At 69.4% G+C, this 24,593-nt stretch carries 21 protein-coding genes, 1 tRNA gene and 1 pseudogene; 3 read left to right on the top strand and 20 right to left on the bottom strand.

Annotated elements, in window-relative coordinates; genetic code table 11:
• Positions 1-85: 85 nt before the first annotated feature.
• From QM595_RS09580 to QM595_RS09555, 6 genes are all read right to left on the bottom strand, one after another.
• Complete coding sequence (locus QM595_RS09580) at positions 86-739, bottom strand: response regulator (RefSeq protein ID WP_415171320.1); 654 nt, start codon at positions 737-739, stop codon at positions 86-88.
• Entirely contained in the window at positions 730-1,902 is a 1,173-nt protein-coding gene (locus QM595_RS09575; RefSeq protein ID WP_415171319.1) for a sensor histidine kinase, read from the bottom strand. Before QM595_RS09575 ends, QM595_RS09580 begins: the two co-directional genes overlap by 10 nt.
• Positions 1,903-1,930: 28 nt before the next feature.
• Positions 1,931-2,659 carry a hypothetical protein gene (locus QM595_RS09570; RefSeq protein ID WP_415171318.1) on the bottom strand — a complete coding sequence of 243 codons (729 nt, stop codon included), beginning with the start codon at positions 2,657-2,659 and terminating at the stop codon, positions 1,931-1,933.
• Entirely contained in the window at positions 2,656-3,591 is a 936-nt protein-coding gene (locus tag QM595_RS09565) for an ABC transporter ATP-binding protein (RefSeq protein ID WP_415171317.1), read from the bottom strand. The genes QM595_RS09570 and QM595_RS09565 overlap by 4 nt, the downstream gene beginning before the upstream one ends.
• Before the next feature lie 61 nt (positions 3,592-3,652).
• Positions 3,653-4,876, bottom strand: a complete 1,224-nt coding sequence (locus tag QM595_RS09560; RefSeq protein ID WP_415171316.1) for an ABC transporter permease — start codon at positions 4,874-4,876, stop codon at positions 3,653-3,655.
• Positions 4,873-5,457, bottom strand: coding sequence for an ABC transporter ATP-binding protein (locus tag QM595_RS09555; RefSeq protein ID WP_415171327.1), 585 nt, complete (start codon positions 5,455-5,457; stop codon positions 4,873-4,875). Before QM595_RS09555 ends, QM595_RS09560 begins: the two co-directional genes overlap by 4 nt.
• Before the next feature lie 167 nt (positions 5,458-5,624).
• Here QM595_RS09555 and QM595_RS09550 point away from each other — a divergent pair.
• Positions 5,625-6,410 (top strand): annotated as a pseudogene (locus QM595_RS09550) (recombinase family protein); the annotation flags it as partial.
• A 562-nt stretch (positions 6,411-6,972) separates the two neighbouring features.
• Here the strand turns inward: QM595_RS09550 and QM595_RS09545 are convergent.
• The 11 genes from QM595_RS09545 to QM595_RS09495 all read right to left on the bottom strand — a co-directional run bounded on the left by QM595_RS09545 (position 6,973) and on the right by QM595_RS09495 (position 15,072).
• Positions 6,973-7,045 (bottom strand) — tRNA-Ala (locus QM595_RS09545).
• A gap of 64 nt (positions 7,046-7,109) precedes the next feature.
• Complete coding sequence (locus QM595_RS09540; RefSeq protein ID WP_415171315.1) at positions 7,110-7,721, bottom strand: histidine phosphatase family protein; 612 nt, start codon at positions 7,719-7,721, stop codon at positions 7,110-7,112.
• On the bottom strand, positions 7,718-8,095 hold the full coding sequence (gene rsfS / locus QM595_RS09535; RefSeq protein ID WP_415171314.1) for a ribosome silencing factor: 378 nt from the start codon (positions 8,093-8,095) through the stop codon (positions 7,718-7,720). Before rsfS ends, QM595_RS09540 begins: the two co-directional genes overlap by 4 nt.
• 13 nt (positions 8,096-8,108) lie before the next feature.
• A complete protein-coding gene (gene nadD, locus QM595_RS09530; RefSeq protein ID WP_415171313.1) occupies positions 8,109-8,726 on the bottom strand; it encodes a nicotinate-nucleotide adenylyltransferase in 618 nt (205 codons plus the stop codon).
• 16 nt (positions 8,727-8,742) lie between these two features.
• On the bottom strand, positions 8,743-8,892 hold the full coding sequence (locus tag QM595_RS09525) for a hypothetical protein (protein WP_415171312.1): 150 nt from the start codon (positions 8,890-8,892) through the stop codon (positions 8,743-8,745).
• Between the two features lie 21 nt (positions 8,893-8,913).
• Positions 8,914-10,173 (bottom strand): glutamate-5-semialdehyde dehydrogenase, encoded by a 1,260-nt coding sequence (locus tag QM595_RS09520; protein ID WP_415171311.1) that lies wholly within the window; start codon positions 10,171-10,173, stop codon positions 8,914-8,916.
• A gap of 6 nt (positions 10,174-10,179) precedes the next feature.
• Complete coding sequence (locus tag QM595_RS09515; protein ID WP_415171310.1) at positions 10,180-11,697, bottom strand: phospholipase D-like domain-containing protein; 1,518 nt, start codon at positions 11,695-11,697, stop codon at positions 10,180-10,182.
• A 265-nt stretch (positions 11,698-11,962) separates the two neighbouring features.
• Complete coding sequence (locus QM595_RS09510; protein ID WP_415171309.1) at positions 11,963-12,916, bottom strand: electron transfer flavoprotein subunit alpha/FixB family protein; 954 nt, start codon at positions 12,914-12,916, stop codon at positions 11,963-11,965.
• Positions 12,917-12,929: 13 nt separating this feature from the next.
• Positions 12,930-13,721 carry an electron transfer flavoprotein subunit beta/FixA family protein gene (locus QM595_RS09505; RefSeq protein ID WP_415171308.1) on the bottom strand — a complete coding sequence of 264 codons (792 nt, stop codon included), beginning with the start codon at positions 13,719-13,721 and terminating at the stop codon, positions 12,930-12,932.
• A gap of 145 nt (positions 13,722-13,866) precedes the next feature.
• Positions 13,867-14,286, bottom strand: a complete 420-nt coding sequence (locus tag QM595_RS09500) for a hypothetical protein (protein ID WP_415171307.1) — start codon at positions 14,284-14,286, stop codon at positions 13,867-13,869.
• Positions 14,287-14,295: 9 nt separating this feature from the next.
• Entirely contained in the window at positions 14,296-15,072 is a 777-nt protein-coding gene (locus QM595_RS09495) for an enoyl-CoA hydratase/isomerase family protein (protein WP_415171306.1), read from the bottom strand.
• A gap of 164 nt (positions 15,073-15,236) precedes the next feature.
• On the opposite strand from QM595_RS09495, the gene glgX reads away from it, so the two are divergent.
• Positions 15,237-17,420 carry a glycogen debranching protein GlgX gene (gene glgX, locus QM595_RS09490; RefSeq protein WP_415171305.1) on the top strand — a complete coding sequence of 728 codons (2,184 nt, stop codon included), beginning with the start codon at positions 15,237-15,239 and terminating at the stop codon, positions 17,418-17,420.
• An 81-nt stretch (positions 17,421-17,501) separates the two neighbouring features.
• On the opposite strand, the gene glgP is transcribed toward glgX, so the two are convergent.
• Positions 17,502-20,090 (bottom strand): alpha-glucan family phosphorylase, encoded by a 2,589-nt coding sequence (gene glgP, locus QM595_RS09485; RefSeq protein ID WP_415171304.1) that lies wholly within the window; start codon positions 20,088-20,090, stop codon positions 17,502-17,504.
• Positions 20,091-20,156: 66 nt separating this feature from the next.
• Here glgP and QM595_RS09480 point away from each other — a divergent pair, with 66 nt between their 5' ends.
• Positions 20,157-22,133: a maltotransferase domain-containing protein gene (locus QM595_RS09480; RefSeq protein ID WP_415171303.1), complete on the top strand. Its 1,977-nt coding sequence runs from the start codon at positions 20,157-20,159 to the stop codon at positions 22,131-22,133.
• Here the strand turns inward: QM595_RS09480 and QM595_RS09475 are convergent.
• Both QM595_RS09475 and QM595_RS09470 read right to left on the bottom strand, forming a co-directional pair.
• Entirely contained in the window at positions 22,120-23,631 is a 1,512-nt protein-coding gene (locus QM595_RS09475) for a nucleobase:cation symporter-2 family protein (protein ID WP_415171302.1), read from the bottom strand. The genes QM595_RS09480 and QM595_RS09475 overlap by 14 nt on opposite strands.
• 153 nt (positions 23,632-23,784) lie before the next feature.
• On the bottom strand, positions 23,785-24,429 hold the full coding sequence (locus QM595_RS09470; protein WP_415171301.1) for a helix-turn-helix domain-containing protein: 645 nt from the start codon (positions 24,427-24,429) through the stop codon (positions 23,785-23,787).
• Between the last annotated feature and the right edge of the window lie 164 nt (positions 24,430-24,593).

Here is a 24,593-nt window from a genome sequence, read left to right as displayed (position 1 = left end):
CGCTGTAGCTGCGTCGGCGGTGTGATGAGGACAGGTCGGCCTCGGTTTGCTCCGTCGCCCCGCTCAACGCCACCGGCCGCCCTGATCAGACGATTCCTGCTTCGTGGGCCTTGACCGCCGCTTCGACGCGGTTACGGACGCCGAGGCGGGTGAAGATCCCGCTCACGTAGCCCTTGACGGTCCCCTCCACGAGGAACAGCTTGGCGGCGATCTCGGCGTTGGACTTCCCGCGGGCGAGAAGTGACAGCACCTCGCGTTCGCGCGCGGTGAGATCTGCGGTGGCGATGGTGCGTTGCGCGGGCTGTTGCGTGCTTGCGCGGAGCACTTCGATGAGGTGAGCGGCGATGGCGGGCGACAATGCGGCTCCGCCGACCGCTGCGGCCTTGACGCCCCGGAGAAGGTCGTAGGGATCGCCTGCCTTCGTGAGGAACCCGTTGGCTCCGAGGCTCACCGCGCGAGCGACATAGTCAGCATCGCCGAAGGTGGTGACGATCAGCACTGCCTGCTCGGGCCGCACGTGGCGAATGCGCTCGAGAGCGACGAGCCCGTCGAGCTCGGGCATCCGGATGTCCATGATGACGACGTCCGGCTTCTCATCGAGCGTCTTGGTGATCGCTTCTCGTCCGTTTGCGGCCTCCGCGCGGATGACATGCATCATCGGGTCGGACTCCAGGATCGACCGGTATGTGGCGCGGACCTCCGCGTCGTCGTCAGCGAGGAGCACCCGGATCACAGCCATGGTGATGTCCGCAGATCGGTGAGCCGCACGATGGAGCCATCATCGAAGCACACTTCGAACACGGCCAGGCCAAGCGGGAAGTTGCCGTCGGTGTAGTACTGGCAGACCCATGCGGGCTCGCGCGGTGGTGACGGGACGAGCCGGACGGGAGCCTGACGGGCGGGGAGAATCCGCGTGGCCTCGGGATGGGACATGTCGAGCTGAAGCTGGGCGAAGCTGTCCTCTTCCGCAACGGAATCATGAACAGCCCAGGCGTAGAAGCCCAGCACGATCACCACGGTCACGGCCACCGGGAGGAGTGCTGAGCGGATGGTTTGGTGCCACGGAGGCGTGCGCCGCGCGGAGTCGCGGGGGGATCCGGGCTGTACGCGTTTGGGAAGACGTCCGCTGATCGTGAACCCGCCGGCGTCCTCTGTGACGTGGAGGACGCCGGCGTGCAGTGCGAGTCGGCGACGGATGCGGTCGAGGCCCGTTCCCGGTGTCGGGCTTCGCGCTTCACGGTCAGGGGCGTCGGGCATGGGGTTGTGGATTTCGATCTCGATGTCGAGAGGCGTCGTGCGGTATGTGATGCCGATCGGCGTGCCCGGTGCGTGTCTGAGCGCGTTGGTCAGTCCTTCACGAACCAGCTGGGAGGCCGCGAGCTCGATCTCCAGCGGGAGTCCCTGGGGCACGTGTCCCGTGCGAGTGATCGACACTCCCGCCGCGGTTAGTCTCCTGATCGTCGCGTCGATGGGCTCGGGCGCATCGGTGCTGCGTGTGTCGTCGAGCGCCCTGCGGAGCTTCTCGACGGCGAGTTCGACGTCTCGCCGGATCCCGGCGGCCAGCTCCCGCGCGGAACCGTCGGCGCGGACTTGCAGACTCCCGGCCTTCAGTGCGATCAGGCTCAGGTCGTGACCGAGGGCGTCGTGCATCTCGTCCGCGAGTCGGGCACGGTCGGCGAGCACCGCATTCGCGGCGATCGCTTCCTCGTACTCGTGCCGGTAGCGTCGATGGCGGGCGATCATCACTCCGAGCCACACCGCGACGATCAGGACGAGCTGCAGCAGCAGAAAGACCACGGTCGAGCGGGTGACGGCCCAGCAGCCCAAGAGCGCCACCTCGGCCACGGCGCACGCCACAACCGCCACGGTGCTCGCGGCGCGTCGGGGCAGGTGTCGGCTCATTCCATTCTCACTACGGGTTCGTTCGGGGTCACGCATCCCGGCGCTGCAGCAGCACGGACGCGATCACGTATGCCGCGGCCGCCCATGCAGCCACGACCAGTATGCCGACGAACGATGGGTAGTCGGTGTGGTCGGCGGTGACGAACGCGGCGGCGCCTCCGGCGGGCGTCCAGACGCTCACCGAGGGGGGCAGTGCCAGCATCCCGACCAGCAGGACGAGGCTGGCCGCGAGGGTGCCGACGGCGCTGCGGACGATAACGCCGATCGCGATCACCAGGATGGCTGCGACGGCGAACAGCACGCCCACGCGCAGCGCCGTGACGGCCCCTGGCTCTCTCAGGGCGGCAGCGTGTCCCTCGAGCGCGAACAGCCCGGCGGCCAGCCCCAGTGCCCCGACGATCGTGCCGCTCAGCAGGCCGATGGCAACGCCGATCACGCTCTTGCCCGCGAGGACGAGCGCGCGTCGAGGCTGTGCCTGGAACGTTGAATGGATGCTGCCGCTGGAGTACTCCGCGGTGATCGTGACCATCGCGAACGCGGCGAACGTGAGAATGCCGAACTGCACCGCGGGCCCGAGCACGTCGACCACGTTCGCTGTCGCTCCCGCCGGTTGCTCGCCGATGTCGAGCCCGCGCACGAAGTCGTTGCCGAGCGAGAGCGCGGTGACCACCACGGTGATCAGGGTGGCGGCCAGGCACAGGATGGGTGAGAGGAGGGAGAACGTCTTCCCCCACTCCGCGCGCAACGCACCGATCATCGCGGGTCACCCCCTGCCAATTCTCCCGGCATCTGGAACTCGAACTCGTCCTCCACCAGGCGCAGGTAGCCGTCTTCCAACGTCGCGGGGGTGGCGGACAGAGAGTGCACACGCACCCCCTGGTCGAACGCTGCGTCACCGATGGCCTTCGCGGTTCCGCCCGTGATGGCGAACTCTCCCTGCGCGGTCTGCTCGACCGACATTCCCGATCGCTCGAGGGCCTGCACGAGCGCGGGGACGGCGCCCGCGTCCGGTGTGCGCAGGAGGATGACATCCGCGGCCGAGGTGACCAGCTCGTCGGTGCTGCAGTCGGCGAGGAGACGACCCTTGCCGAGGACGATCACGCGATCGACGGTCTGGTGCATCTCCGCCATGAGGTGGCTGGAAACCAGCACGGTTCGCCCCTCGGAGGCGAACGACTTCACCAGCGACCTGATCCAACGGACACCGTCGACGTCGAGCCCGTTCATCGGCTCATCGAGGACGAGCACTTCGGGATTGCCCAGCAGCGCTGCGGCAATGCCCAGTCGCTGGCCCATCCCGAGGGAGAAGTTCCCGGCCCGCCGCCGCGCGACAGATCCCAGCCCGACGAGGTCGACGACGTCGCTGACACGCCGTGCGGGGATCCCGGCGTATCGGGCCAATCCGAGAAGGTGCGCCTGCGCGCTGCGTCTCGGGTGATAGGACCGCGCGTCCAGGTGGGCGCCGACCGTGTGCAGCGGATGACGCAGCCGCGCGTAGGGTGTCCCGTCGATCGTCACGCTGCCGTGTGTCGGACGGTCCAATCCCAGCAGCAGCCGCATCGCGGTCGATTTGCCGGCACCGTTCGGGCCGAGTAGTCCTGTCACGTGGCCGCTGCGCACCTGCACGGACAGTGCGTCCAGGGCCGTCTTCGAGCCGTAGCGCTTCGTCACCGCGTCGAAAGAGATCACTCCTCAATGCTCTCTGCGCCTAGCGCGCTGTCGCCACTGACGAAGGTAAGAACCTCGCGGCTCACACGGTTCGGAGTGCCACGGTGGGCGGCATCCGCGAGGCCCTGATGGCCGGCACGATGCCTGCGAGCGCGCCGATGAGGATCGCGCACCCGATACCCCCGACCCACGCCTGCGCGGGGATGACGATGGTCCAGCCTCTCGAGGCGGCGTAGACGGCCGTCGCCGCGACTCCGGTCAGCACGCCGACGACGCCGCCGATGATCACCAACAGGATCGACTCGGTGAGGAACTGTGTCCGGATCTGCGCCTTCGTGGCGCCGAGGGCGCGGCGAAGGCCGATCTCGGAGCGGCGTTCGAGGACGGCGATGATCATGATGTTGGCGACACCGACTGCACCGACGATCAAAGCGACGGCTCCGAGGCCGAGGAACAGGCTGTCGAATGCGCGCGCGGCGGCGGCGCGCGCGGTGAGGGCATCCGACGGCTTGCTGACGTTGACTTCAACGGGTGCCTCGGGATTGGCGGTTCTTGCGAGGAGTTCCTGGACTTCGACCTCGTGACCGGTTGTGGTGCGCACGTAGATCGAGGTGGGCGAGCCGGTCTCCCGCACTCCGCGGTTGACACTGACGTGACCCAGGTATGTCTGCGCAGCCGAGTATCCGACGATCGCGCTGTTGTCGACCTCCGGCGCCAACGAGGATTGCTCAAGGATGCCGACGACGTCGAACCACATCCCGCCGAGCCAGACCCGTGCTCCCAGGTCGACTCGGTCGATGCCGAGGCGCTGGGCAGCGGCGGCTCCTAAGACGACGACGGGCAGTTTCGCTGTGGCCTCGTCGAGCCATTCGCCTTGCCCGACATCGGTGCCGAGCACGGCCAGGAGGTTCACGCTGGCTGCTTGGACCTGGAGGCCTCCGGTGTTCGCCGCCGGGATCATCGCGTTGCGGTAGACGCCCGCTGTCGTCACCACAGAGGTGTCAGTGGCCTGCTCGACGCCTGCGAGGTGGCCGATCATCGCGGGGGCTGCGTTCGGAAGCACCGCGGGGCCGCCGGCGAGACTCTGTCCGGCCTCGACGGTGAGCATGTTGGTTCCGAGTCGGTCGATCTCGGCCAGCAGGCCGGCTTGCGATGAGGCCGAGAGCCCGAGGACGCCGACGATGGCGGCGGTGCCGATGGCGATCCCCAATGCCGAGAGGGCGGCGCGCATGCGCCGGGCGCGCAATCCGACGCTGGCCACCCTGAGCGCGTCCGTGAACCGGAGTCGTCCAGTCCTGGCGCTCATTCGTGCTCCTGGTGGTCGCTGTCGGAGACAATCTGGCCGTCGAGCAGGCGCACTCGGCGTGGCAGTTGGTCGGCCAGGGCCGTGTCGTGGGTGATCATGACGATGGTCGTTCCGAGGGCATTCAGCTCGCCGAGGAGCCCCATGATCGACGCGCCGGTGGTGCTGTCGAGGCTTCCAGTGGGCTCGTCGGCAAGGACTACTGCCGGCTGTCCGACGATGGCGCGAGCAATCGCCACGCGCTGTCGCTGGCCACCGGACAGGTTGCCGGGAGTGAAGCCTGCACGGTCCGCGAGGCCGACCCGCTCGAGCGCCCGGTCTGCGAGCTGGAATCGTTCGGTTGCGGGAACCCCGGCGTAGAGCAGCCCGTCGGCGACGTTCTCGCGGACGGTGGCGTGCTCGGCGAGGAAGAACTGCTGGAAGACGAACCCGATCTTGTGGGCGCGGAGGCTGGAGACCTCGCGATCATCGAGCTGTGCTGCGTCGACTCCGTCGATGCGCACCACGCCGCTGGTCGGCTGATCCAGAGTGCCCATGATGTGCAGCAGGGTGGACTTGCCGGCCGACCCCGACCAACCGCACAGCGGCCGGATGGTGTTCGACGGCGACGCGGTCGACGCCGTGCAGCACCTGGCCGAAGGCGTGTACCGGGCGTTCGACTACAACGACCGCGAGTACGTCCTCGTGGTCGCGCCCTCCGAGCTGACGTCCCCAGGCCGGGTGTCGGCCGCGTTCCCGAAGGAACGCAACGATGCCCGCGCGTTGGACACCATCTCCGGTGTGCTGCGTGCCTACACCCAGGACAAGCCGTTGGGGCCGCCGCGACCGGTTCGTGGACGTGACGATCCAGCACGCCCTCACCCAGGCCGGCGTCATCCTCGTCTCCTGCAGCGAGAGCATCGACGAGACTCCCTCCGGTGCGCTCGTACACGGGGTGATGGCCACGATCGCCGAATACCACTCCCGCAACCTCGCCGCGGAGGTCACCAAAGGTCTCACTCAGAAGATCGCGACCGGCGGAACCCCCAGCAAAGCACCACTGGGCTACCTCAACATCCGGGCACACACCCCGGAGGGACGCGAGTACCGCACCGTCGACATCGACCCCGAACGGGCACACCTGATCCGCTGGGCCTTCGAGACCTACGCCACCGGCGACACATCCGTCGAACGGGTGCTGACCGACATCACCGCCCGCGGGCTCACCACCGTCCCGTCCCCTCGAAAGCCAGCGAAACCGGTGAGCCTGTCCGGGTTCTTCAAACTGCTCCGCAACCCCTACTACATCGGGCAGATCCGCTACAACGGTGCCATCCATCCCGGCAGCCACGAACCCCTCATCAGCACCGAAACCTGGGAACAGGTGCAACGGCTGCTGTCCTCACGCGCCAGCGCCGAGGTCCGCTACCGCAGGCACGAGCACTACCTCAAAGGCACCCTGTACTGCGCCGCCTGCCACTCCCGGCTCCAGTTCGCGTTCGCCAAGAGCCACACCGGCGTGCAGTACGCGTACTACGTCTGCACAGGTCGAGCCCGCAAGACCACCAACTGCAACCGCAAGGCTGTTCCCGTCGGCGTCGCCGAAGACCTCGTCACCGCCTGCTACCAGCGGATCGGGATCAGCGAGGAGACCTACAACGACCTCGCCGCCCAAGTCGACGCGGCGTTCGATGAGCGCCTCGCGTCCCAGTCCCAAGAACTCGCCGAGCTCACCGCGAACCGCAAACGCCTCCACGACGAGTCCGACAAGCTCCTCGCCGCGCACTTCGCCGACGCCATCGACCTCGAGACCCTCAAACGCCACCAAGACCGCATCCGCACCGGCCTTGCCGAGATCGACCGCAAACTCGACAGCGAGCACGAGGAACACACCGGGCACCGCAAGCACATCGCCACCGCGATGCGCCTGCTCACCCGCTGCTCTCAGACGTACCAGCAGTCCGACGACAACGGCAAGCGCCTCGCCAACCAGGCGTTCTTCGAGCGCATCTACATCGGCGAGGAGGACGAACAGCCCGACGCGGTACTCGCCGAACCGTTCGCCACTCTCGCGCCAACGGATGTTTCGCATGTCGCCGGTTCTACTAAGGCGACCAGGGTGGAGCTGAGGGGACTCGAACCCCTGACCCTCTGCATGCCATGCAGATGCGCTACCAGCTGCGCCACAGCCCCATTGGGGTTGTCCCGGATGATCAGCCCGGGCAACGCGGAGAACATTACAGGACCCCCGCGAGCATCATGAAATCGGGGCGGTGCGGTTGTAGGAGATCAGCCGGAGGGGGCGGCCGGCCTCGCGGTGGAGCTCGGCCCAGCCGCAGTTGTCCAGGCCGGCGAGGACGGCGTCTCCGGCATCGGGCCAGCCCATCAGGCCGAGAACGCCGGCCTTGCAGGCGCCGCCGTGGCTGACGGCGACGCCGCAGCCGCCGGCCGGGACGAGCTCGAGGAAGTCGGTGAGGGCGGCCACCATCCGGGCGCGTACGACGGCGATCGGCTCCATCCCGGGGAGGACGTCGAGCTCCGCGGGCCGGTCGGTGGCGGAGTAGCCCGGGTGCCGGGCTTGGAACTCCTCCCCCGTCAACCCCTCGGCCTCGCCCCAGGAGCGTTCCCGCAGCCGCTGGTCGAGGGTCACCTCGACCCCGGCGGCGCCGGCGATGTGGGAGGCGGTCTCCGCGGCGCGGGAGAGGTCGGAGGACCACACCAGCGTGGGCGCGAAGCCGGCCAGGGCGACGGCGACCGCCGCCGCCTGGGCGCGGCCGGTGTCGTTGAGAGGCGCGTCGAGGTGTCCCTGCACCCGGCCCTGCCGGTTCCAGTCGGTCTGACCGTGCCGGACCAGCAGCAGCCGCCTCATCGCTGGTGTGGGGTGACGTCGGCGGGCAGCGCGATGACCGGGCAGTCGCGCCAGAGCCGCTCCAGCGCGTAGAACTGCCGCTCCTCCTCGTGCTGCACGTGCACCACCAGGTCGCCGTAGTCGATCAGCACCCAGCGGCCGTCGCGCTCCCCCTCGCGGCGGATCGGCTTCTCGCCGAGGTCGCGCAGCCTCTGCTCGATCTCGTCCACGATGGCGCGCACCTGACGGTCGTTGGAGGCCGAGCAGAGCAGGAAGGCGTCGGTGATCGCCAGCTGGTCGCTGACGTCGAAGGCGATGATCTGCTGAGCCAGCTTGTCGGAGGCCGCCCGGGCGGCGGTCTCGACGAGCGCGATGGCGTGTTCGGTGGCCGTCATGCTGCACTCATTCTCAGAAGGGCTCTTTCGCGGGGTAGAGATCGTGTTTGCCGATGTACTGCACGACGCCGTCCGGCACGAGGTACCAGACCGGCTCGCCCCGCCGGTGCCGCTCGCGGCAGTCGGTGGAGGAGATCGCCAGAGCCGGGATCTCGAGCATGGTCACCCGGTCGGTGGGGATCCGGGCGAGGACACCGTCGTCCATCGTGTACCCGGGTCGAGTACAGCCCACGAACTGGGCGAGGTCGAAGAGCTGGTCTGCGTCTCGCCAGGTGAAGATCTCGGCCAGCGCGTCGGCGCCGGTGATGAAGAACAGGTCGTCCTCGGGCAAGGAGGTGTGCAGGTCACGCAGCGTGTCGATGGTGTACGTCGGCCCGCTGCGGTCGATGTCGACCCGGCTGACGGTGAAGCGCGGGTTGGCGGCGGTCGCGATGACCGCCATCAGGTAGCGGTGCTCGGCCGGCGAGACCTCGCGGTCGGACTTCTGCCAGGGGTCGCCTGTGGGCACGAAGATGACCTCGTCGAGGCCGAAGACGCCCTGTACCTCTGAGGCCGCGACCAGGTGGCCGTGGTGGATGGGGTCGAACGTCCCGCCCATCACGCCAACCCGGCGGCGCGGCTGGTCCGTCATGCGAGCGAGAAGTCGGTCAGGAGTGCTCGCGGCCACCGGCGAAGGCGAGCAGCATCCCCATCAGCCCGAAGAGGATGCCTAGGGCGACGGCGCCGATGATCCAGTGGTTGACCTTCTCGTGGTGCTCGGCGGCCTCGGCCGCGGTCAGGACCAGCGTGTTCAGCATGGGGACACCTTACAAGCAGCGCTATCTGATGTGGCCATCGCCCGTTACGACGTACTTGGTGGAGGTGAGCTCGGGGAGCCCCATCGGGCCGCGGGCGTGGAGCTTCTGGGTGGAGATGCCGATCTCGGCGCCGAAGCCGAACTCGCCGCCGTCGGTGAATCGGGTCGAGGCGTTGACCATTACGGCGGCGGCGTCGACGGCGGCCGTGAAACGCCGGGCGGCGGCGAGGTCCTCGGTCACGATGGCCTCGGTGTGCCCGCTCGACCAGCGCCGGATGTGCTCGACGGCCGCCTCCAGCGAGGGTACGACGGCGGCGGCGAGCTCGAGCGAGAGGTATTCGGTCCCGAAGTCCTCCTCGGTGGCCGGCACCACGCCGTCGATCCCGGCGAAGGCGTCGTCGCCGTGGATCGCGACGCCCTCGGCCTGCAGCGCCTTGACGACGCGGGGCACGAACTCCGCCGCTACCGCCTCGTGGACCAGCAGAGACTCGGCGCTGTTGCAGACCGAGGGGCGGGAGGTCTTGGCGTTGACGACGATCGCGAGCGCCTTGTCGAGGTCGGCGGCCGCGTCGACGTACACGTGGACGTTGCCGACGCCGGTCTCGATGACGGGCACGATCGACCCCTCGACGACCGACTGGATCAGCGAGGCGCCACCGCGCGGGATGAGCAGGTCGACCAGGCCACGGGCGCGCATCAGCGCCGCCACCGAGTCGTGGGTGTCCCCCGGCACCAGCTGCACGCAGTCCTCGGGCAGCCCGGCCGAGGCCAGCGCGTCGCGCAGCATCGACACGATCGCGGCGTTGGAGGTGCGTGCCGACGACGAGCCGCGCAGCAGCACGGCGTTGCCGGACTTCAGGCACAGCCCGGCCGCGTCGGCGGTGACGTTGGGGCGGGCCTCGTAGATGATCCCGACGACGCCGAAGGGCACCCTGACCTGGCGCAGCTCGAGCCCGTTGGGCAGGGTGGAGCCGCGCACCACCTCGCCGACCGGGTCGGGCAGAGCCGCCACGTCACGCAAGCCCTGGGCCATGCCCGCGATCCGCGAGGGGTCGAGCCGGAGCCGGTCCACGATGCCCGCCGGCGTACCGGCCTCCACCGCCCGGGCGACGTCCTCGGCGTTGGCCGTGAGGACGGCGTCGGTCGACGACGACAGCGCCGCCGCCATGGCCTCCAAGGCGGCGTCCTTGACCGCGCGGGAGGTCAGTGCGAGGTCGTAGCTCGCCGCGCGGGCGCGCAGCGCGACCTCGCGCACGGCTGCGGTGGCCTGCGACTCGGTCATGTCAGATCACTCGTAGGACAGGTCCGCCGGCGGCTTGCAGTTGGCGCCCTTCACCGAGCTCGACCAGACCGAGGGCGCCGACTTCGGGCCGAAGCACGGCTTGTAGCCGATCGGGTGCGTGGCGTTGGTGCTCCACAGGTTGTTCCAGTGCTTGAAGTACTTCTGGTAGGTGTCGAGGTCGTCGTGGATGGTGATCACGACCTCCTCGTTGGCGAAGGAGATCGCGCTCCAGTTCTCCGAGCCGGTCCAGACGGTCTTGGTGCTCTTGCCCTTCCAGGTGCCGTCCAGGGTCATGAACTTCTGGTGGGTGTAGAACAACGGACCCCAGCCGTAGAGGCCGTCCTCGGTCAACGGGTTGCGCACCGCGTACATCCAGTCACCACTGCGCACCGGCACGCCGGCCGCGGTCATCATCTTGTAGGTGCCGCTGCCCGGCACGCTCATGATGACGGCGATGTCGCAGCCCGCCTTCTTCTTGGCGGCGATGATCTTGGCCAGCGCGTTGCCGCGCACCTCGAACATCGCGTAGGCGGCGATCCGGACCACGGTGTGGCCGTTCTTGCCGTAGCCGTCCTCTGCCTGGCAGCCGATCTGCTTCAGCCGGGTGACGACCGGGTCGAGACCGGTCTTGTACCTGGCCGAGGTGAGCTCGCTGGTGGTGGTGATGGCCTGGTTGCTCAGCGCGTGCAGCGAACGCTCGAACCACCAGGTGTACTGATGGGTGTAGACGGTGTAGGAGAGCCGGGTCTTGGTGGTCTTCTTCTGGTGGGCCATCTGCTTGAACATCAGCGACCACTTGTCCCACAGGCCCTTGTCGTTGGCCACGGCGTAGGAGTCGTTCCACTGGCGGTAGACGGCCTTGGAGGTGAGGTTGCCCGACTGCATCATCATGAGGTACTGCGCGCCACCGGAGCGGGAGAAGGCGTAGACCTTGGCGTGCATATTGCCGCCATCACCGGCCTTGCGGCACTTGCCGGCGCAGGCGACCACGAAGCTCTTCTTGTTCGGGTTGGCGCCGATCTTGGCCTGCAGCGAGCGGGTGCCGCCCGAGATCACCGCCTTGTTGACCACGACCTGGACGTGGACGCCGCGGTCATAGGCCTTGCGCAGCGCATAGAGGACGTCACCGCGATCCAGGGAGTACGACGCGATCTTGATCGTCGACTTCTTCTTGGCGTGGTTGATCGCCTTGATGACCCGGTGGATGATCCGGGTCTGCGCCTTGTAGCCGCCCAGCGGGTCGTTGAAGACCGGGCCGAGCTTCGGCCGCCAACCGTCGAGCCAGGGCACGATCGGGCAGGCCGTCGGCGCGACGGTCGTCGTCGCGGTGGCCATCGCCGTCACCGTGGCGTTGACGGTCGTGGTGACGGTGGACCCACCGGGAGCCGCCGAGGTGCTGAGCACCGTCGTGGGATAGGTCGTCGGGTACTCCGAGGTGACATAGGTGGGCTCACACGGGTCCGTCGCCGCGGCGGCCTTGAGCACCGGCTCGTCGCCCGCGACGCCGATGACCTGCAGTGCCACTCCTGAGAGAAGCGTCAGTGTCAGTGCGGTGACCGCAACCATCGTCCAGCGCCGCAAGGTCCTACCCCCCAATTTCCTTGCCCGCCCCCGGGCAAACGGTCCCGATCCTCATGGCCGAGACTGCCTTGTGCGCCCCAACCGTCACACGGATGAGCCTCGTCGTCAAAGTAAAGACGTGGCGCGGCGCCGATTGGTTGCGGGCACGACGCGAAAAAGTGCCCCCGGACACATCCTGAGACCCGGGGGCACCTCTCGACTGCGTCACTCAGCCCTTGCGCTGCTTGATCTCGGCGGTCAGCGCCGGGAGCACGGTGTGGAGGTCGCCCACGACGCCGAAGTCGACGAGCTCGAAGATCGGCGCCTCCTCGTCCTTGTTGACCGCCACGATCGTCTTCGAGGTCTGCATACCGGCCCGGTGCTGGATGGCGCCGGAGATGCCGTTGGCGATGTAGAGCTGCGGGGAGACGGTCTTGCCGGTCTGACCCACCTGGAAGGAGTGCGGCTTCCAGCCGGAGTCGACGGCGGCACGCGAGGCGCCCACCGCGGCACCGAGCACGTCGGCCAGATCCTCGACCGGGGTGAAGTCGCCACCCGTGCCACGACCACCCGAGACGATGATCGCCGCCTCGGTCAGCTCCGGCCGGCCGGTGGCCTGCCGCGGCTGGGTCGCCACGATCTGCGCGGTCTTCGCCGCGTCGGAGATGGTGACGGCCGTGGGGACGACCTCGCCGGCACCGGCCGACTCCTCGGGAGCAGCCGAGTTGGGCTTGACCGTGATGATCGGGGTCCCCTTGGTGACCTTGCCGGCCACCGTGAAGTTGCCCGCGAACACCGACTGCGTGGCGGCACCGTCGGCGTCGACGTCGACCGCGTCGAGGATCAGACCGGAGTCGAGCTTGATCGCCAGCCGGCCGGCGATCTCCTTGGTCTCCGCGCTCGAGGGCAGCAGGATCGCCGCCGGGCTGGCCTGCTGGGCGAGCTGGGCCAGCGCCTCGGCCTTGGGAGCCACCAGGTAGCCCTTGATCTGGGCGTCGTCGATCGCGTAGACCTTCTCGGCGCCGTACTTCTTCACCGTCTCCGCAACGCCGGCGGCCTCGCCGGCCGGGCCGATGAACACCGCGGCCGGGGTGCCGAGCCGCTTGGCGATGGTGAGCAGCTCCAGCGTCGGCTTCTTGACCGCGCCACCCTGGTAGTCGACCAGGACGAGAACTTCAGACATTGGCTCAGACTCCTCAGATGAACTTCTTGGCAGCGAGGAAGCCGGCCAGCGCCTTGGCGCCCGAGCCGTCCTCGTCCTTGACGATCTCACCGGCGGTACGCGGCGGGCGGGCGGTCACGTCCTCCACGGCCGTGTACGCCGCTTCCAGGCCCACCGAGCCCGCGTCGACGCCCAGGTCGCCCAGGCCCCAGGTCTCCAGCGGCTTCTTCTTCGCCGCCATGATGCCCTTGAACGACGGGTAGCGGGCCTCACCGGACTGGTCGGTGACCGACAGCACCAGCGGCATGGTGCCGCCGATGACCTCGGTCGCCGCGTCGGTGTCGCGCTTGATCCGGACCTGGTTGCCCTGGGTCTCCACCACCGAGGCCAGGGTCACCTGCGGCAGACCCAGCCGCTCGGCCAGCATCGCCGGGATCACCGAGAGACCGGCGTCGGTCGAGGCCAGGCCCGTCACGACCAGGTCGACGGCACCCAGCTTCTCGATCGCCTTGGCGAGCACCAGCGAGGTCGCGATGGCATCCGAGCCGGCGATCGCGTCGTCGACCACATGGACCGCCTTGTCGGCGCCCATCTGCAGCGCCTTGCGCACGGCGGCCTCGGCGGGAGCGGGACCGACGGTCAGCGCGGTGACCTCGATCTCCTCCCCCTCACGCTTCTCCCTGATCTGCAGCGCCTGCTCCACGGCGTACTCGTCGAGCTCCGACAGCAGGCCGTCGACGTCGACCCGGTCAACGGTGTGATCCGGCTCGAACCGACGATCCGCGGTCGCGTCCGGGACATACTTCACGAGGACAACAATGTTCATGGTGGTGCGGCCGCGAGGGCCCCTCCTGTGGACTGAAGGAATGTGTCGGTCATATTACCGCCGGGTCACATAGTGCCGGCAGGCACCGGTGTCGAGCATGTCACAGCACCCGGGCGCCGGTCATGGCAACCCCGCGTTGAGAATGTCACACACTCTTCGGGCGGATCAGCCGGTCGAGCAGCCGACCGGCGACCAGCCAGGCCAGCGCACCGAGACCCCAGTTGAAGAGCGCGTTCTTGGTCGCGGCATTCTCCGAGGTCCACTGCTTGATGCCCTCGTCCTTGTCGAAGACGCCGAGGTCGAGCCAGTCGGCCGCGTCCATGACCCATTTCACCAGGGCGTTGTCGGCATTGGCCTTGAAGGCGATGAAGAGCGCGCCGAGCGCGAGCAGCAGGGCCGCGATCGAGCACACGATCCAGATCAGCTGGGCGACCAGCCGCCGGACCCGGGTGAGGGTGGTGGGCCCCGTCCGCTCCGGCGCCGCGGCACGGAACGCGTCCTGCCGGGGGCCGCTCGACGCGTCGGCCTGGGAGATCTCAGGAGTCTCAGGGGTCTCGGAGGTCACGGCCAAGGCTCACCTGCCCTCGAAGACGGCCTTGCCGGGGCCGTTGTCGACGAAGGACTGCATCCCGGTCGTGCGGTCGGCGGTGGCGAAGAGCGCCGCGAACTGCACCCGCTCGATGTCCAGCCCGGTCGCCAGGTCGGTCTCCAGGCCGCTGTCGACGGCCTCCTTCGCGGCCCGCAGCGCCACCGACGCGGCGCCGGTGAACTGCCGGGCCCAGGCCACCGCGGCGGGGTAGACCTCCCCGGCGGGGACGAGCCGGTCCACCAAGCCGAGCGCCAGTGCCTCCTCGGCCTTGACGAACCGGCCGGTGAAGATGAGGTCCTTGGCCTTGCTCGGCCCGATCAGTCGCGCCAGCCGCTGGGTGCCGCCGGCGCCCGGAATGATGCCGAGCAGGATCTCCGGCTGGCCCAGCGTGGCGTCGTCGGCGGCGATGCGGTAGTCCGCCGCGAGCGCCAGCTCGCAACCACCGCCGAGCGCATAGCCGGTCACCGCCGCGACCACCGGCTTCGGGATCCTCGCAACGGCCGTGACGGCGCTCTGCACCGCGTCCCCCCTGGCGGCCATCTCGGCGTAGGACAGCTCAGCCATCTCCTTGACGTCGTTGCCGGCGGCGAAGAGCCGCTCGCCGCCGTAGACGACCACCGCCTTGACGTCGTCGCGGGCGGCCGCCTCCTGAGCGACGGCGCGCAACTCGTCTTGCACCTGGAAGCTGATCGCGTTCATCTTGGGCCGGTCCAGTCGGATGGTGCCGACCCCGTCCTCTACCTCGAGGCGGACGAACTCCACTGTGCTACCCCTCACTACCTAACCTGTCGGACTCCCCGACCCTAGTCCCAACGAGCCAAACCCGTCTGCGTCACAATGTCGCGCATGAGCGAGCGCCAGCGAGCGAATCATCCAAGACAGCGTCTGCGTGCCTCATCCGCGCGCGGAGCGGACCGAGCCCGCGGATGAGCCTGACGCCGACCCCGTGGACACAACTCGGGCAGACATCGCGGATCTGGCCGGGCCGCAACTGGCCGCTGGGCGCCACCTGGACGCCCGAGTCGACCAACTTCGCCGTCTACGCGCCCAATGCGACCGAGATGTGGCTGTGCGTCTTCGACGAGGACGGCGCCGAGGCCCGCTACCAGCTGACCGAGGTCTCGCTGGGCATCTGGCACGGCGCCCTGCCCGACGTCGCCCCCGGCACCCGGTACGGCTACCGCGCGGACGGGCCCTGGGACCCGGCGAAGGGTCTGCGGTTCAACGTCAACAAGCTGCTGCTCGACCCCTACGGGCTGGCCACCTCGGGCACCATCGCCAACGAGCCGGCGCTGTTCGGCTATGACTGGAGCGACCCGACCCGGCCCGATCTCGAGGACTCCGCCCCGGTCACCGCCCGGTCCGTCGTCATCGATCCCTCCTTCGACTGGGAGGGCGACGTGCCGATGAAGACCCGCTGGCGCGACACGGTCATCTACGAGCTCCACGTCAAGGGATTCACCAAGCTTCACGACCGGGTCCCCGAGCCGCTCCGGGGCACGTACGCCGGGCTGGCGACCCCGGCGGTCATCGACTACCTGCACGACCTGGGGGTCAGCGCCGTCGAGCTGCTGCCGGTCTACCAGTTCTTCTCCGAGCCGGCGCTGCTGGAGCGCGGCCTGACCAACTACTGGGGCTACAACACGGTCTCGTTCTTCGCCCCCGACGCGTCGTACTCCTCCTCGGGGGATCGCGGCCAGCAGGTCGCGGAGTTCAAGCAGATGGTCAAGGCGTTCCACCAGGGCGGCCTGGAGGTGATCCTCGACGTGGTCTACAACCACACCGCCGAGGCCGGGCCGACCGGGCCGACGATCTCCTTCCGCGGCCTGGACGACCAGGGCTTCTACAAGCGGGTGCCGGCCGCGGACGGCGACTTCGACGACACCTACTGGGACGTCACCGGCTGCGGCAACACCGTCAACACCTGGGACGACCTGGCGCTGCGGCTGATCCTCGACTCGCTGCGCTACTGGGTCACCGAGATGCACGTCGACGGCTTCCGGTTCGACCTGATGCCGGCACTGTGCCGCACCGGCACCGAGGTCGACTTCCACTGTGCGCTGCTCATCGCGATCGGCCAGGACCCGGTGCTGCGGCACGTCAAGCTGATCGCCGAGCCGTGGGACGTGTCCATGGACGGCTATCTGGTCGGCAAGATGCCGCCGCCGTGGGTGGAGTGGAACGACCAGTACCGCGACACCATCCGCGACTTCTGGCGCGGTCAGTCCGACGGGGTGCGGACCGTCGCGACCCGGGTGGCGGGATCCAGCGACCTCTACGCCGACGACGGCCGGTCGGCGTACAACTCGGTCAACTTCATCACCGCCCACGACGGCTTCACCGTGCGCGACCTGGTCTCCTACGACGGCAAGCACAACGAGGCCAACGGCGAGGACAACCGCGACGGCACCGACAACAACCGCTCCTGGAACCACGGTGTCGAGGGCGAGACCGACGACCCCGAGATCGTGGCGCTGCGGCGACGGCAGGCCGCCAATCTGATGGTGACGCTGTGCCTGTCCAATGGCGTCCCGATGATCACCGCCGGCGACGAGCGCGGCCGGACCCAGCGCGGCAACAACAACGCCTACTGCCAGGACAACGAGATCAGCTGGATCGACTGGCGCGCCGACCCTGATCCCGATTCCGGCGGAGCCGGGGCATGGCTCGACGTCTACGAGATCACCAAGGCGGCGCTGCGGCTGCGCCGCGAGCACTCCGCGCTACGGCAGCGGCACTGGTTCGAGGGCTCCCCCACCATCGTGGGCGGGCCCAAGGACCTGGCCTGGCTGCACCCGAGCGGCCGCGAGATGACCGACGCCGACTGGGCCGACCACTCGGTGCGCGCCGTCGGGATGTTCATGTCCGGCGGGCCGCTGCGCTCCCCGGGCCCGCACGGGGAGCAGGTCCTCGACACGTCGTTCCTGCTGTGGTTCAACGCCGACGCCACCCCGCTGTCGGTGACGCTCCCCGAGAACGACTGGGTGCAGACCGGCGAGGTGGTCCTCTCCACCGACGCCGCGATCGCCGTCGGCACCGAGGTCAAGGCCGGCGAGGAGATCACGGTCGGCGCTCGCACGGTGGTGCTGATCCGCGAGCTCGCCGCCTGATCGCCGAGAGGTCCCTAACTGCCCCTCGAGAGGTCCCTGATGGCCCCCCGAAAGGTCCCTAACTGCCCCTCGAGAGGGTGCTCAGGCAAGGGCTACCACGCCCAGCTCGGCGACGGAGGCCAGGTGGTCGTTGCGGGGTACGACGCGGACGGTGTAGCCGAACGGGCCGGAGTGGTCGAGGGTGACCGAGCCGGCGAAGCAGTGACGGCCGCCGTCGTAGCCCTCGGCGGGCGCCAGCACGGTGGCCGCCACCTCCTCGAGCGAGTCGGCCGAGTCGATGGCGCCGTGCAGCAGCTCCACCCGCACGTCGCCCGGCGCGAGCGTGCCGAGCGAGACGAAAGCGCGCACCGACAGCACGTCGCCGACCTCGGGGGCGTCGCCGACACCGGAGGACTCGACGTGGTCGACCCGCACCGCCGGCCAGGCCGCCAGCACCGACCGCTTCCACGCCGCCAGCTCGACGGCGCCGGCGTAGTCGCTGTTGAGCGACCGGGCGGCGGTGGCGGCCGGCGAGTAGAGCTGCTGGACGTAGTCGCGCACCATCCGGGTCGCCAGCACCTTGGGGCCGAGCGACTTCCAGGTGTGGCGCATCATCTCCACCCAGCGGCCGGGCACGCCGTCGTGGTCGACGTCGTAGAACCGGGGCGCGATCTCGTGCTCGATCAGGTCGTAGAGCGCCTGCGCCTCGACGTCGTCGCGGTGGCCGGGGTCGGCCTCGTAGCCGGGGCCGTCGGCGGAGGGGATCGCCCAGCCGTTCTCGCCGTCGTACCACTCGTCCCACCAGCCGTCGAGGATGGAGAGGTTGAGGCCGCCGTTGAGCGCCGCCTTCATGCCCGAGGTGCCGCACGCCTCGTAGGGACGCAGCGGGTTGTTGAGCCAGACGTCGCAGCCGGGGTAGAGCGGCTGCGCCATCGCGATGTCGTAGTTGGGCAGGAAGACGATCCGGTGCCGCACCTCGGGGTCGTCGGCGAACCGCACCATCTCCTGGATGAGCCGCTTGCCGCCGTCGTCGGCCGGGTGCGACTTGCCGGCGATGACCAGCTGGATCGGCCGCTCCGGGTCCAGCAGCAGCCGCTTGAGCCGCTCGGGGTCGCGCAGCATCAGCGTCAGCCGCTTGTACGACGGCACCCGCCGCGCGAACCCGATGGTGAGCACGTCCGGCGAGAGCGCCTCCTCGATCCAGCCCAGCTCGGCCGCCGCCACGCCCCGCTTCAGCCAGGACGCCCGCAGCCGGCGCCGGGCGTCCTCGACCAGCCGGGCGCGCAGCTCCCGCTTGACGGACCAGATCCGGGAGCCGGCCACCCGGTCGGCCACCGGCCAGAACGAGTCGACGTCGGCCTGGCTGGCGCCCTCGGACTCGGCCAGCTCGAAGACCTCGCGCGCCACCCAGGTGGGGGCGTGCACGCCGTTGGTGATCGAGGTGATCGGCACCTCGGCCTCGTCGAAGGCCGGCCACAGCCCGTTGAACATCTCCCGGGACACGTGGCCGTGCAGCTGCGAGACGCCGTTGGCTCGCTGCGCCAGCCGGAAGCCCATCACCGCCATGTTGAACACCGAGGGGTCGCCGCCCTCGTAGTCCTCCGCGCCGAGGGCGAGGATCCGGTCGACCGGGACGCCGGGCGTGGCGCCGGCGGCGTCCTCGAAGTACTGCTCGATCACGGTGCGCGGGAACCGGTCGATGCCCGCCGGGACCGGGGTGTGGGTGGTGAACACGGTGCCCGCTCGGGAGACCTCCACGGCGGTGTCGAGGTCGAGTCGCGGCCCGCCCTCGGCCACGGTGAGCTCACGGATCCGCTCCAGGCCGAGGAAGCCGGCGTGGCCCTCGTTGGTATGGAACACCTCCGGTGCGGGCGCGCCGGTGAGCCGGGAGTAGACCCGCAGCGCCCGAACGCCGCCGACGCCGAGCAGCAGCTCCTGGCGCAGCCGGTGCTCGGAGTTGCCGCCGTAGAGCCGGTCGGTCACGTCGACGTAGGCCGGCGGGTTGCCCTCGACGTCGGTGTCGAGCATCAACAGCGGCACCCGGCCGACGGAGGCGACCCAGATCCGGGCGATCAGCGCCGGCCCGCCCGGCATCGCGATCGAGACGGTCGCCGGGGTGCCGTCGGCCTCGCGCAGCGCCGCGATCGGCAGGCCGTCGGGGTCGAGCACCGGGTAGGTCTCCTGCTGCCAGCCCTCACGGGAGAGCGACTGCTTGAAGTAGCCGTGCTTGTAGAGCAGCCCGACGCCGATCACCGGCACGCCGAGGTCGCTGGCGGCCTTGAGGTGGTCGCCGGCCAGGATGCCGAGCCCGCCGGAGTACTGCGGCAGCACTGCGGTGATGCCGAACTCGGGCGAGAAGTAGCCGATCGCGCTCGGGCCGCCCTGGCCGGCGACGGTTCGCTGGTACCAGAGGTCCTCGGAGAGGTACGCCGTCAGGTCGGCGTGGGCCGCCTCGAGCCGGACCACGAAGCCGGCGTCGCCGGCCAGCTCGTCCAGCCGGGCCCGGCCCACCGCCCCGAGCAGCCGGACCGGGTCGCGGCCGGTCGACTCCCACAGCTCGGGGTCGACCTCGGCGAAGACGTCCTGGGTCGGCGGGTGCCAGGACCAACGCAGGTTGCCGGCGAGCGCGCCCAGGCCGACGAGCGGCTCGGGCAGGACCGGGCGAACGGTGAATCGACGGATCGCGCGCATGACCAGCAACCTAGCGGAAGCACCTTGGATCGTTCCAATGTCGGGCGGAGCCACTAGGTTGGAGACATGGTCGGCCGAATCCCCATCATCGACGTCCACCCCGTCGTGGAGCTCGGGCAGCGGCCCGCCAAGGCCACCGTGGGCGAGCCGTTCCCGGTGCGCGCCACGGTGTTCCGGGAGGGTCACGACAGACTCGGTGCCGAGGTGGTGCTGGTCGCCCCCGACGGGGCCAGGCGCGCGCCGGTCCGGATGGTCGAGGCCGTCCCGGGCACCGACCGCTACCAGGCATGGCTGACCCCCGACACGGAGGGCGCCTGGGCCTTCGAGGTGCGAGCCTGGTCGGACCCGCTGGGCACCTGGCTGCACGACGGCCCGGTCAAGATCGAGGCGGGCGTCGACGTCGAGCTGATGTTCGCCGAGGGCCGGCTGCTGCTCGAGCGGGTGCTCCGCGACAAGCAAGACGGGCGGCTCGCTCCCGAGGACAGGCGCCTGGTCCAGGCGGCGATCAAGGCGGCCAAGGACACCGCCCGGCCACCGGAGGCCAGGCTCGCGGCGCTCACCGACGAGGCGCTGGTGGCGGTCCTGCACCGCCGCCCGCTGCGCGAGCTGGTCACCACGGCCGGCCCCTACCCGGCGTACGCCGATCGGCAGCGCGCGCTCTACGGCAGCTGGTATGAGCTCTTCCCCCGCTCCGAGGGCGCCCACGCCGACCAGGACGGCCGGCTGGCCAGCGGCACGCTCAGGACGGCCATCGGGCGCCTCGACGCGGTTGCCGCGATGGGCTTCGACGTGGTCTACCTGCCGCCGATCCACCCGATCGGCGAGGTCAACCGCAAGGGCCCCAACAACACCGTGCTCGACGGCCCGGGGCCGGCTCCCGCCGATTGGGCCGGCAGCCCCTGGGCCATCGGCTCCAAGGACGGCGGCCACGACGCGATCCACCCCGACCTGGGCACGCTCGATGACTTCGACGCCTTCGTCGCCCGCGCCGGCGAGCTCGGCCTGGAGGTGGCCCTCGACCTGGCCTTACAGTGCGCCCCCGACCATCCCTGGGTGGCGAAGCACCAGGAGTGGTTCACGACCCGCGCCGACGGCACCATCGCCTACGCGGAGAACCCGCCGAAGAAGTACCAGGACATCTACCCGCTCAACTTCGACAACGACCCCGAGGGCATCCGCGCCGAGGTGCTGCGGGTGGTGCGCCACTGGATGGAACACGGCGTGCGGATCTTCCGGGTCGACAACCCGCACACCAAGCCGGTGTCGTTCTGGGAGTGGCTGCTGAGCGAGGTGCGTCGCACCGATCCCGACGTGATCTTCCTGTCCGAGGCCTTCACCCGGCCGGCGATGATGCACACCCTCGGCGCGGTCGGCTTCCACCAGTCCTACACCTACTTCACCTGGCGCAACGAGAAGTGGGAGATCGAGGACTACCTCCACGAGGTGGCGACCGAGTCGGACCATCTGATGCGGCCCAACTTCTTCGTCAACACCCCCGACATCCTGCCCGCCTTCCTGCAGTACGGCGGCCCGGCGGCGTTCCGGATCCGGGCCGTGCTCGCCGCGACCGGCTCCCCCTCGTGGGGGGTCTATGCCGGCTACGAGCTGTACGAGCACGTCGCGGTGCGGCCCGGCAGCGAGGAGTACCTCGACTCCGAGAAGTACCAGCTGCGGCCCCGGGACTGGTCGTCCGCCGAGCGGGAGGGCCGCAGCCTGGCGCCCTATCTCACCCGGCTCAACGAGATCCGCCGCGCCCGGCCGGCGCTACAGCTGCTGCGCAACCTGGTCGTCCACGGCACCGACAACGACCACGTGCTGTGCTTCAGCAAGGGCGAGGGACGTGACGCCGTCATCGTGGTGATCAACCTCGACCCGCATACGGCCCAGGAGACGGTGGTCCACCTCGACCTGGCGGCGCTCGGCGTGCACGACAGCTTCGTGGTGCACGACGAGCTGACCGACCAGGACTGGGTGTGGGGTCGCGATGCCTACGTTCGGCTCGACCCGACCTACGAGGTCGCCCACATCCTCACGGTGCGCTAGCGCCGGGAGAGCGAGCCGAGTCGGCGGCTCGCTCGTCGGCTTCGGCTGCCTCGAGCGCGTCCGTGGGGTCGACGTAGCCGCTGCGCGGCGCGTCGTGGCCACCACCGTGCTCCTCCTTCTCGAACGGGCTCCCGGTGCCCCTGCTCAGCAGCAGGTTCAGCAGGATCGCCGTCAGCGCGCCGGCGGAGATCCCGGAGTGGAAGATCGTCTGGAACCAGTCGGGGAACTGGTGGTAGAGGTCCAGGGACACGTCCACCGGCGAGTCGCCCGTCCGGTCGGTGTAGGAGAGCTTGGCCTCGGTCAGCATCGCCACTCCGACCGAGATCGCCACGATGAGGATGTTGGTGTTGTCGAACTTCACCCGCGACAGCGTCCGTACGCCGCTCGCCGCCACCATGCCGAACAAGGCGACACCAGCGCCGCCCAGCACCGGCTGCGGCACCCCCTCGACGATCGAGGCGAGCTTGGGCAGCAGGCCGAGCACCAGCAGCAGCACGCCGGCCATCGAGGCGACGAACCGTGACCGGACCCCGGTAATGGCGACCAGGCCCACGTTCTGCGCGAAGGCGGTGTAAGGGAAGGTGTTGAAGATGCCGCCCAGAATGGTCCCGGCGCCGTCGGCGCGCAGGCCGTCGGCCAGTCGCTGCGGGGTGATCTTCTCCCCCACGATCTCGCCCACCGCCACCATGTCGCCGGTCGTCTCGGTCATGATCACGATGGCGACGATGATCAGCGCCACGATCGAGCTGAGCTCGAAGGTCGGCGCACCGAACTGGAAGGGCGTCACGATTCCCAGCCAGCTCGCCTCGCCCACGCCGTCCCAGCTCGGCATGCCCAGCGGGATGGAGATGATGGTGCCGATGACGAGGCCGAGCAGGATCGAGACCCGACGCAGCGCATCGGGCGCGAACCGCTCGATCCCGAGAATGATGGCCAGCGTCAGGAAGGCCATCCCGATCGACTTCGGCTCCCCGAAGTCGGCCCCGGTGGCGGTGCCCCCGCCGAACCAGCCCGCCGCGACCCGCATCAGTGACACCCCGATGATGAGGATGATGGTGCCGGTGACGATCGGCGGGAAGAACCTGACCAGCCTCCCGAAAAAGGGCGCCGCCACGATCATGAAGACGCCACTGGCGATCACCGAGCCGTAGATCGCGGTGATGCCGTGGCTGTTGCCGATGGTGATCATCGGCGCCACCGCCGCGAAGGTAACGCCCTGCATCAGCGGCAGCCGCACGCCGAAGCGCCAGAAGCCCACCGACTGCAGCAGCGTCGCGACCCCGGCGACGAGCAGGTCCGCCATGATCAGGTGGGTGATGTCGTCGGGCTGCAACTCCCCAGCGCCGACCATCGCTCCGCCGACGATCAGCGGGACCGCTACTGCCCCGGCGTACATGGCGAGCACGTGCTGCAGACCGAGCGGGAAGAGTTGCGCGAACGGCGGGATGTCGTCCACCGGCCGCCCGCCGCTTCTCCCCGAGGTCAGTGTCTGTGCCAAACCCGCCATCGTGCATCCCTTCGCCATGGTCCCGTTCGAGCCGTTTGGTCCCGAGCCGTTTGATGGAGTGTGGCGACGAGGCGTTTCGGATGGACGCGCTCCTGGTTGCGATCAGGTTTCAGCCATGGCTTAACGTTGCCCGGCTGTTTCAGGTCATGCCTTCAGCGCATGGGCGTGGTCGGCCTGGCCGTTGTCGAGGGTGAGCCAGATCGCTACCGCCTCCACGTCGGCCGACTCGTTGACCACCCGGTGCGGCCGCGAGGCCCAGAACGACAGCGAGCCGCCCGCGGTCAGCTCCACCCGGCCGTCGGAGAACTCGAAGCACAGCGCGCCCCGCACCACGCTGCCCGCCTCGAAGCCCTGATGGACCAACATGGCGCCGTCGATGCTCGACGACGTCAGCGGCGGATAGGTCGACTCGAAGAGGTCGACGCCCCGCAGCGTCACCGGCGTCAGCCGCCGGTAGGTCACCCCCTGGCCCAGCACCGTCGAGGGGACCACGCCGGGAGCGGCCACGTTGACACCGGCCAGCGGCTCCTCGACGGCGGCACCGTCGATCGGCACCGGCGCCAGCTCCGCGTCGTCGTCGAAGATCGCCGAGATCGGCACGCCGATGACGGTGACGATCTCGATGAGCCGGTTCACCGACGGCTGCATCACCCCGGTCTCGATCTGGGACAGCGCGGAGGAGGAGATGCCGACCGCCTGCGCGACCGAGCCGAGGGAGCGCCCCGAAGCGCTCCGCAGCCGACGCAGCCGGGGGCCGACGGCCGCGGTCGTCGAAGCCGGTCCGGCCATGACGCCATCCACCTCCCGATCGTGTCCGCGGCCGATCCTAGATGACAAATTCCAAGGGGTTCTCAGTGGTCGTAGGCGGTCAGGGACCGTAGGACGGGTGCGTCGACGCTGTCGTTGTGCCAGATGGCGGCGGTGAGTGCGAGGACGCGCTGTGCGACTCGGGC

Origin of the sequence: Nocardioides sp., from assembly GCF_047607185.1 — a bacterium.
GTDB lineage: Bacteria > Actinomycetota > Actinomycetes > Propionibacteriales > Nocardioidaceae > Nocardioides.
Note: the sequence above shows the minus strand (reverse complement) of the source record. Positions and strands in the feature narration are given on the sequence as shown.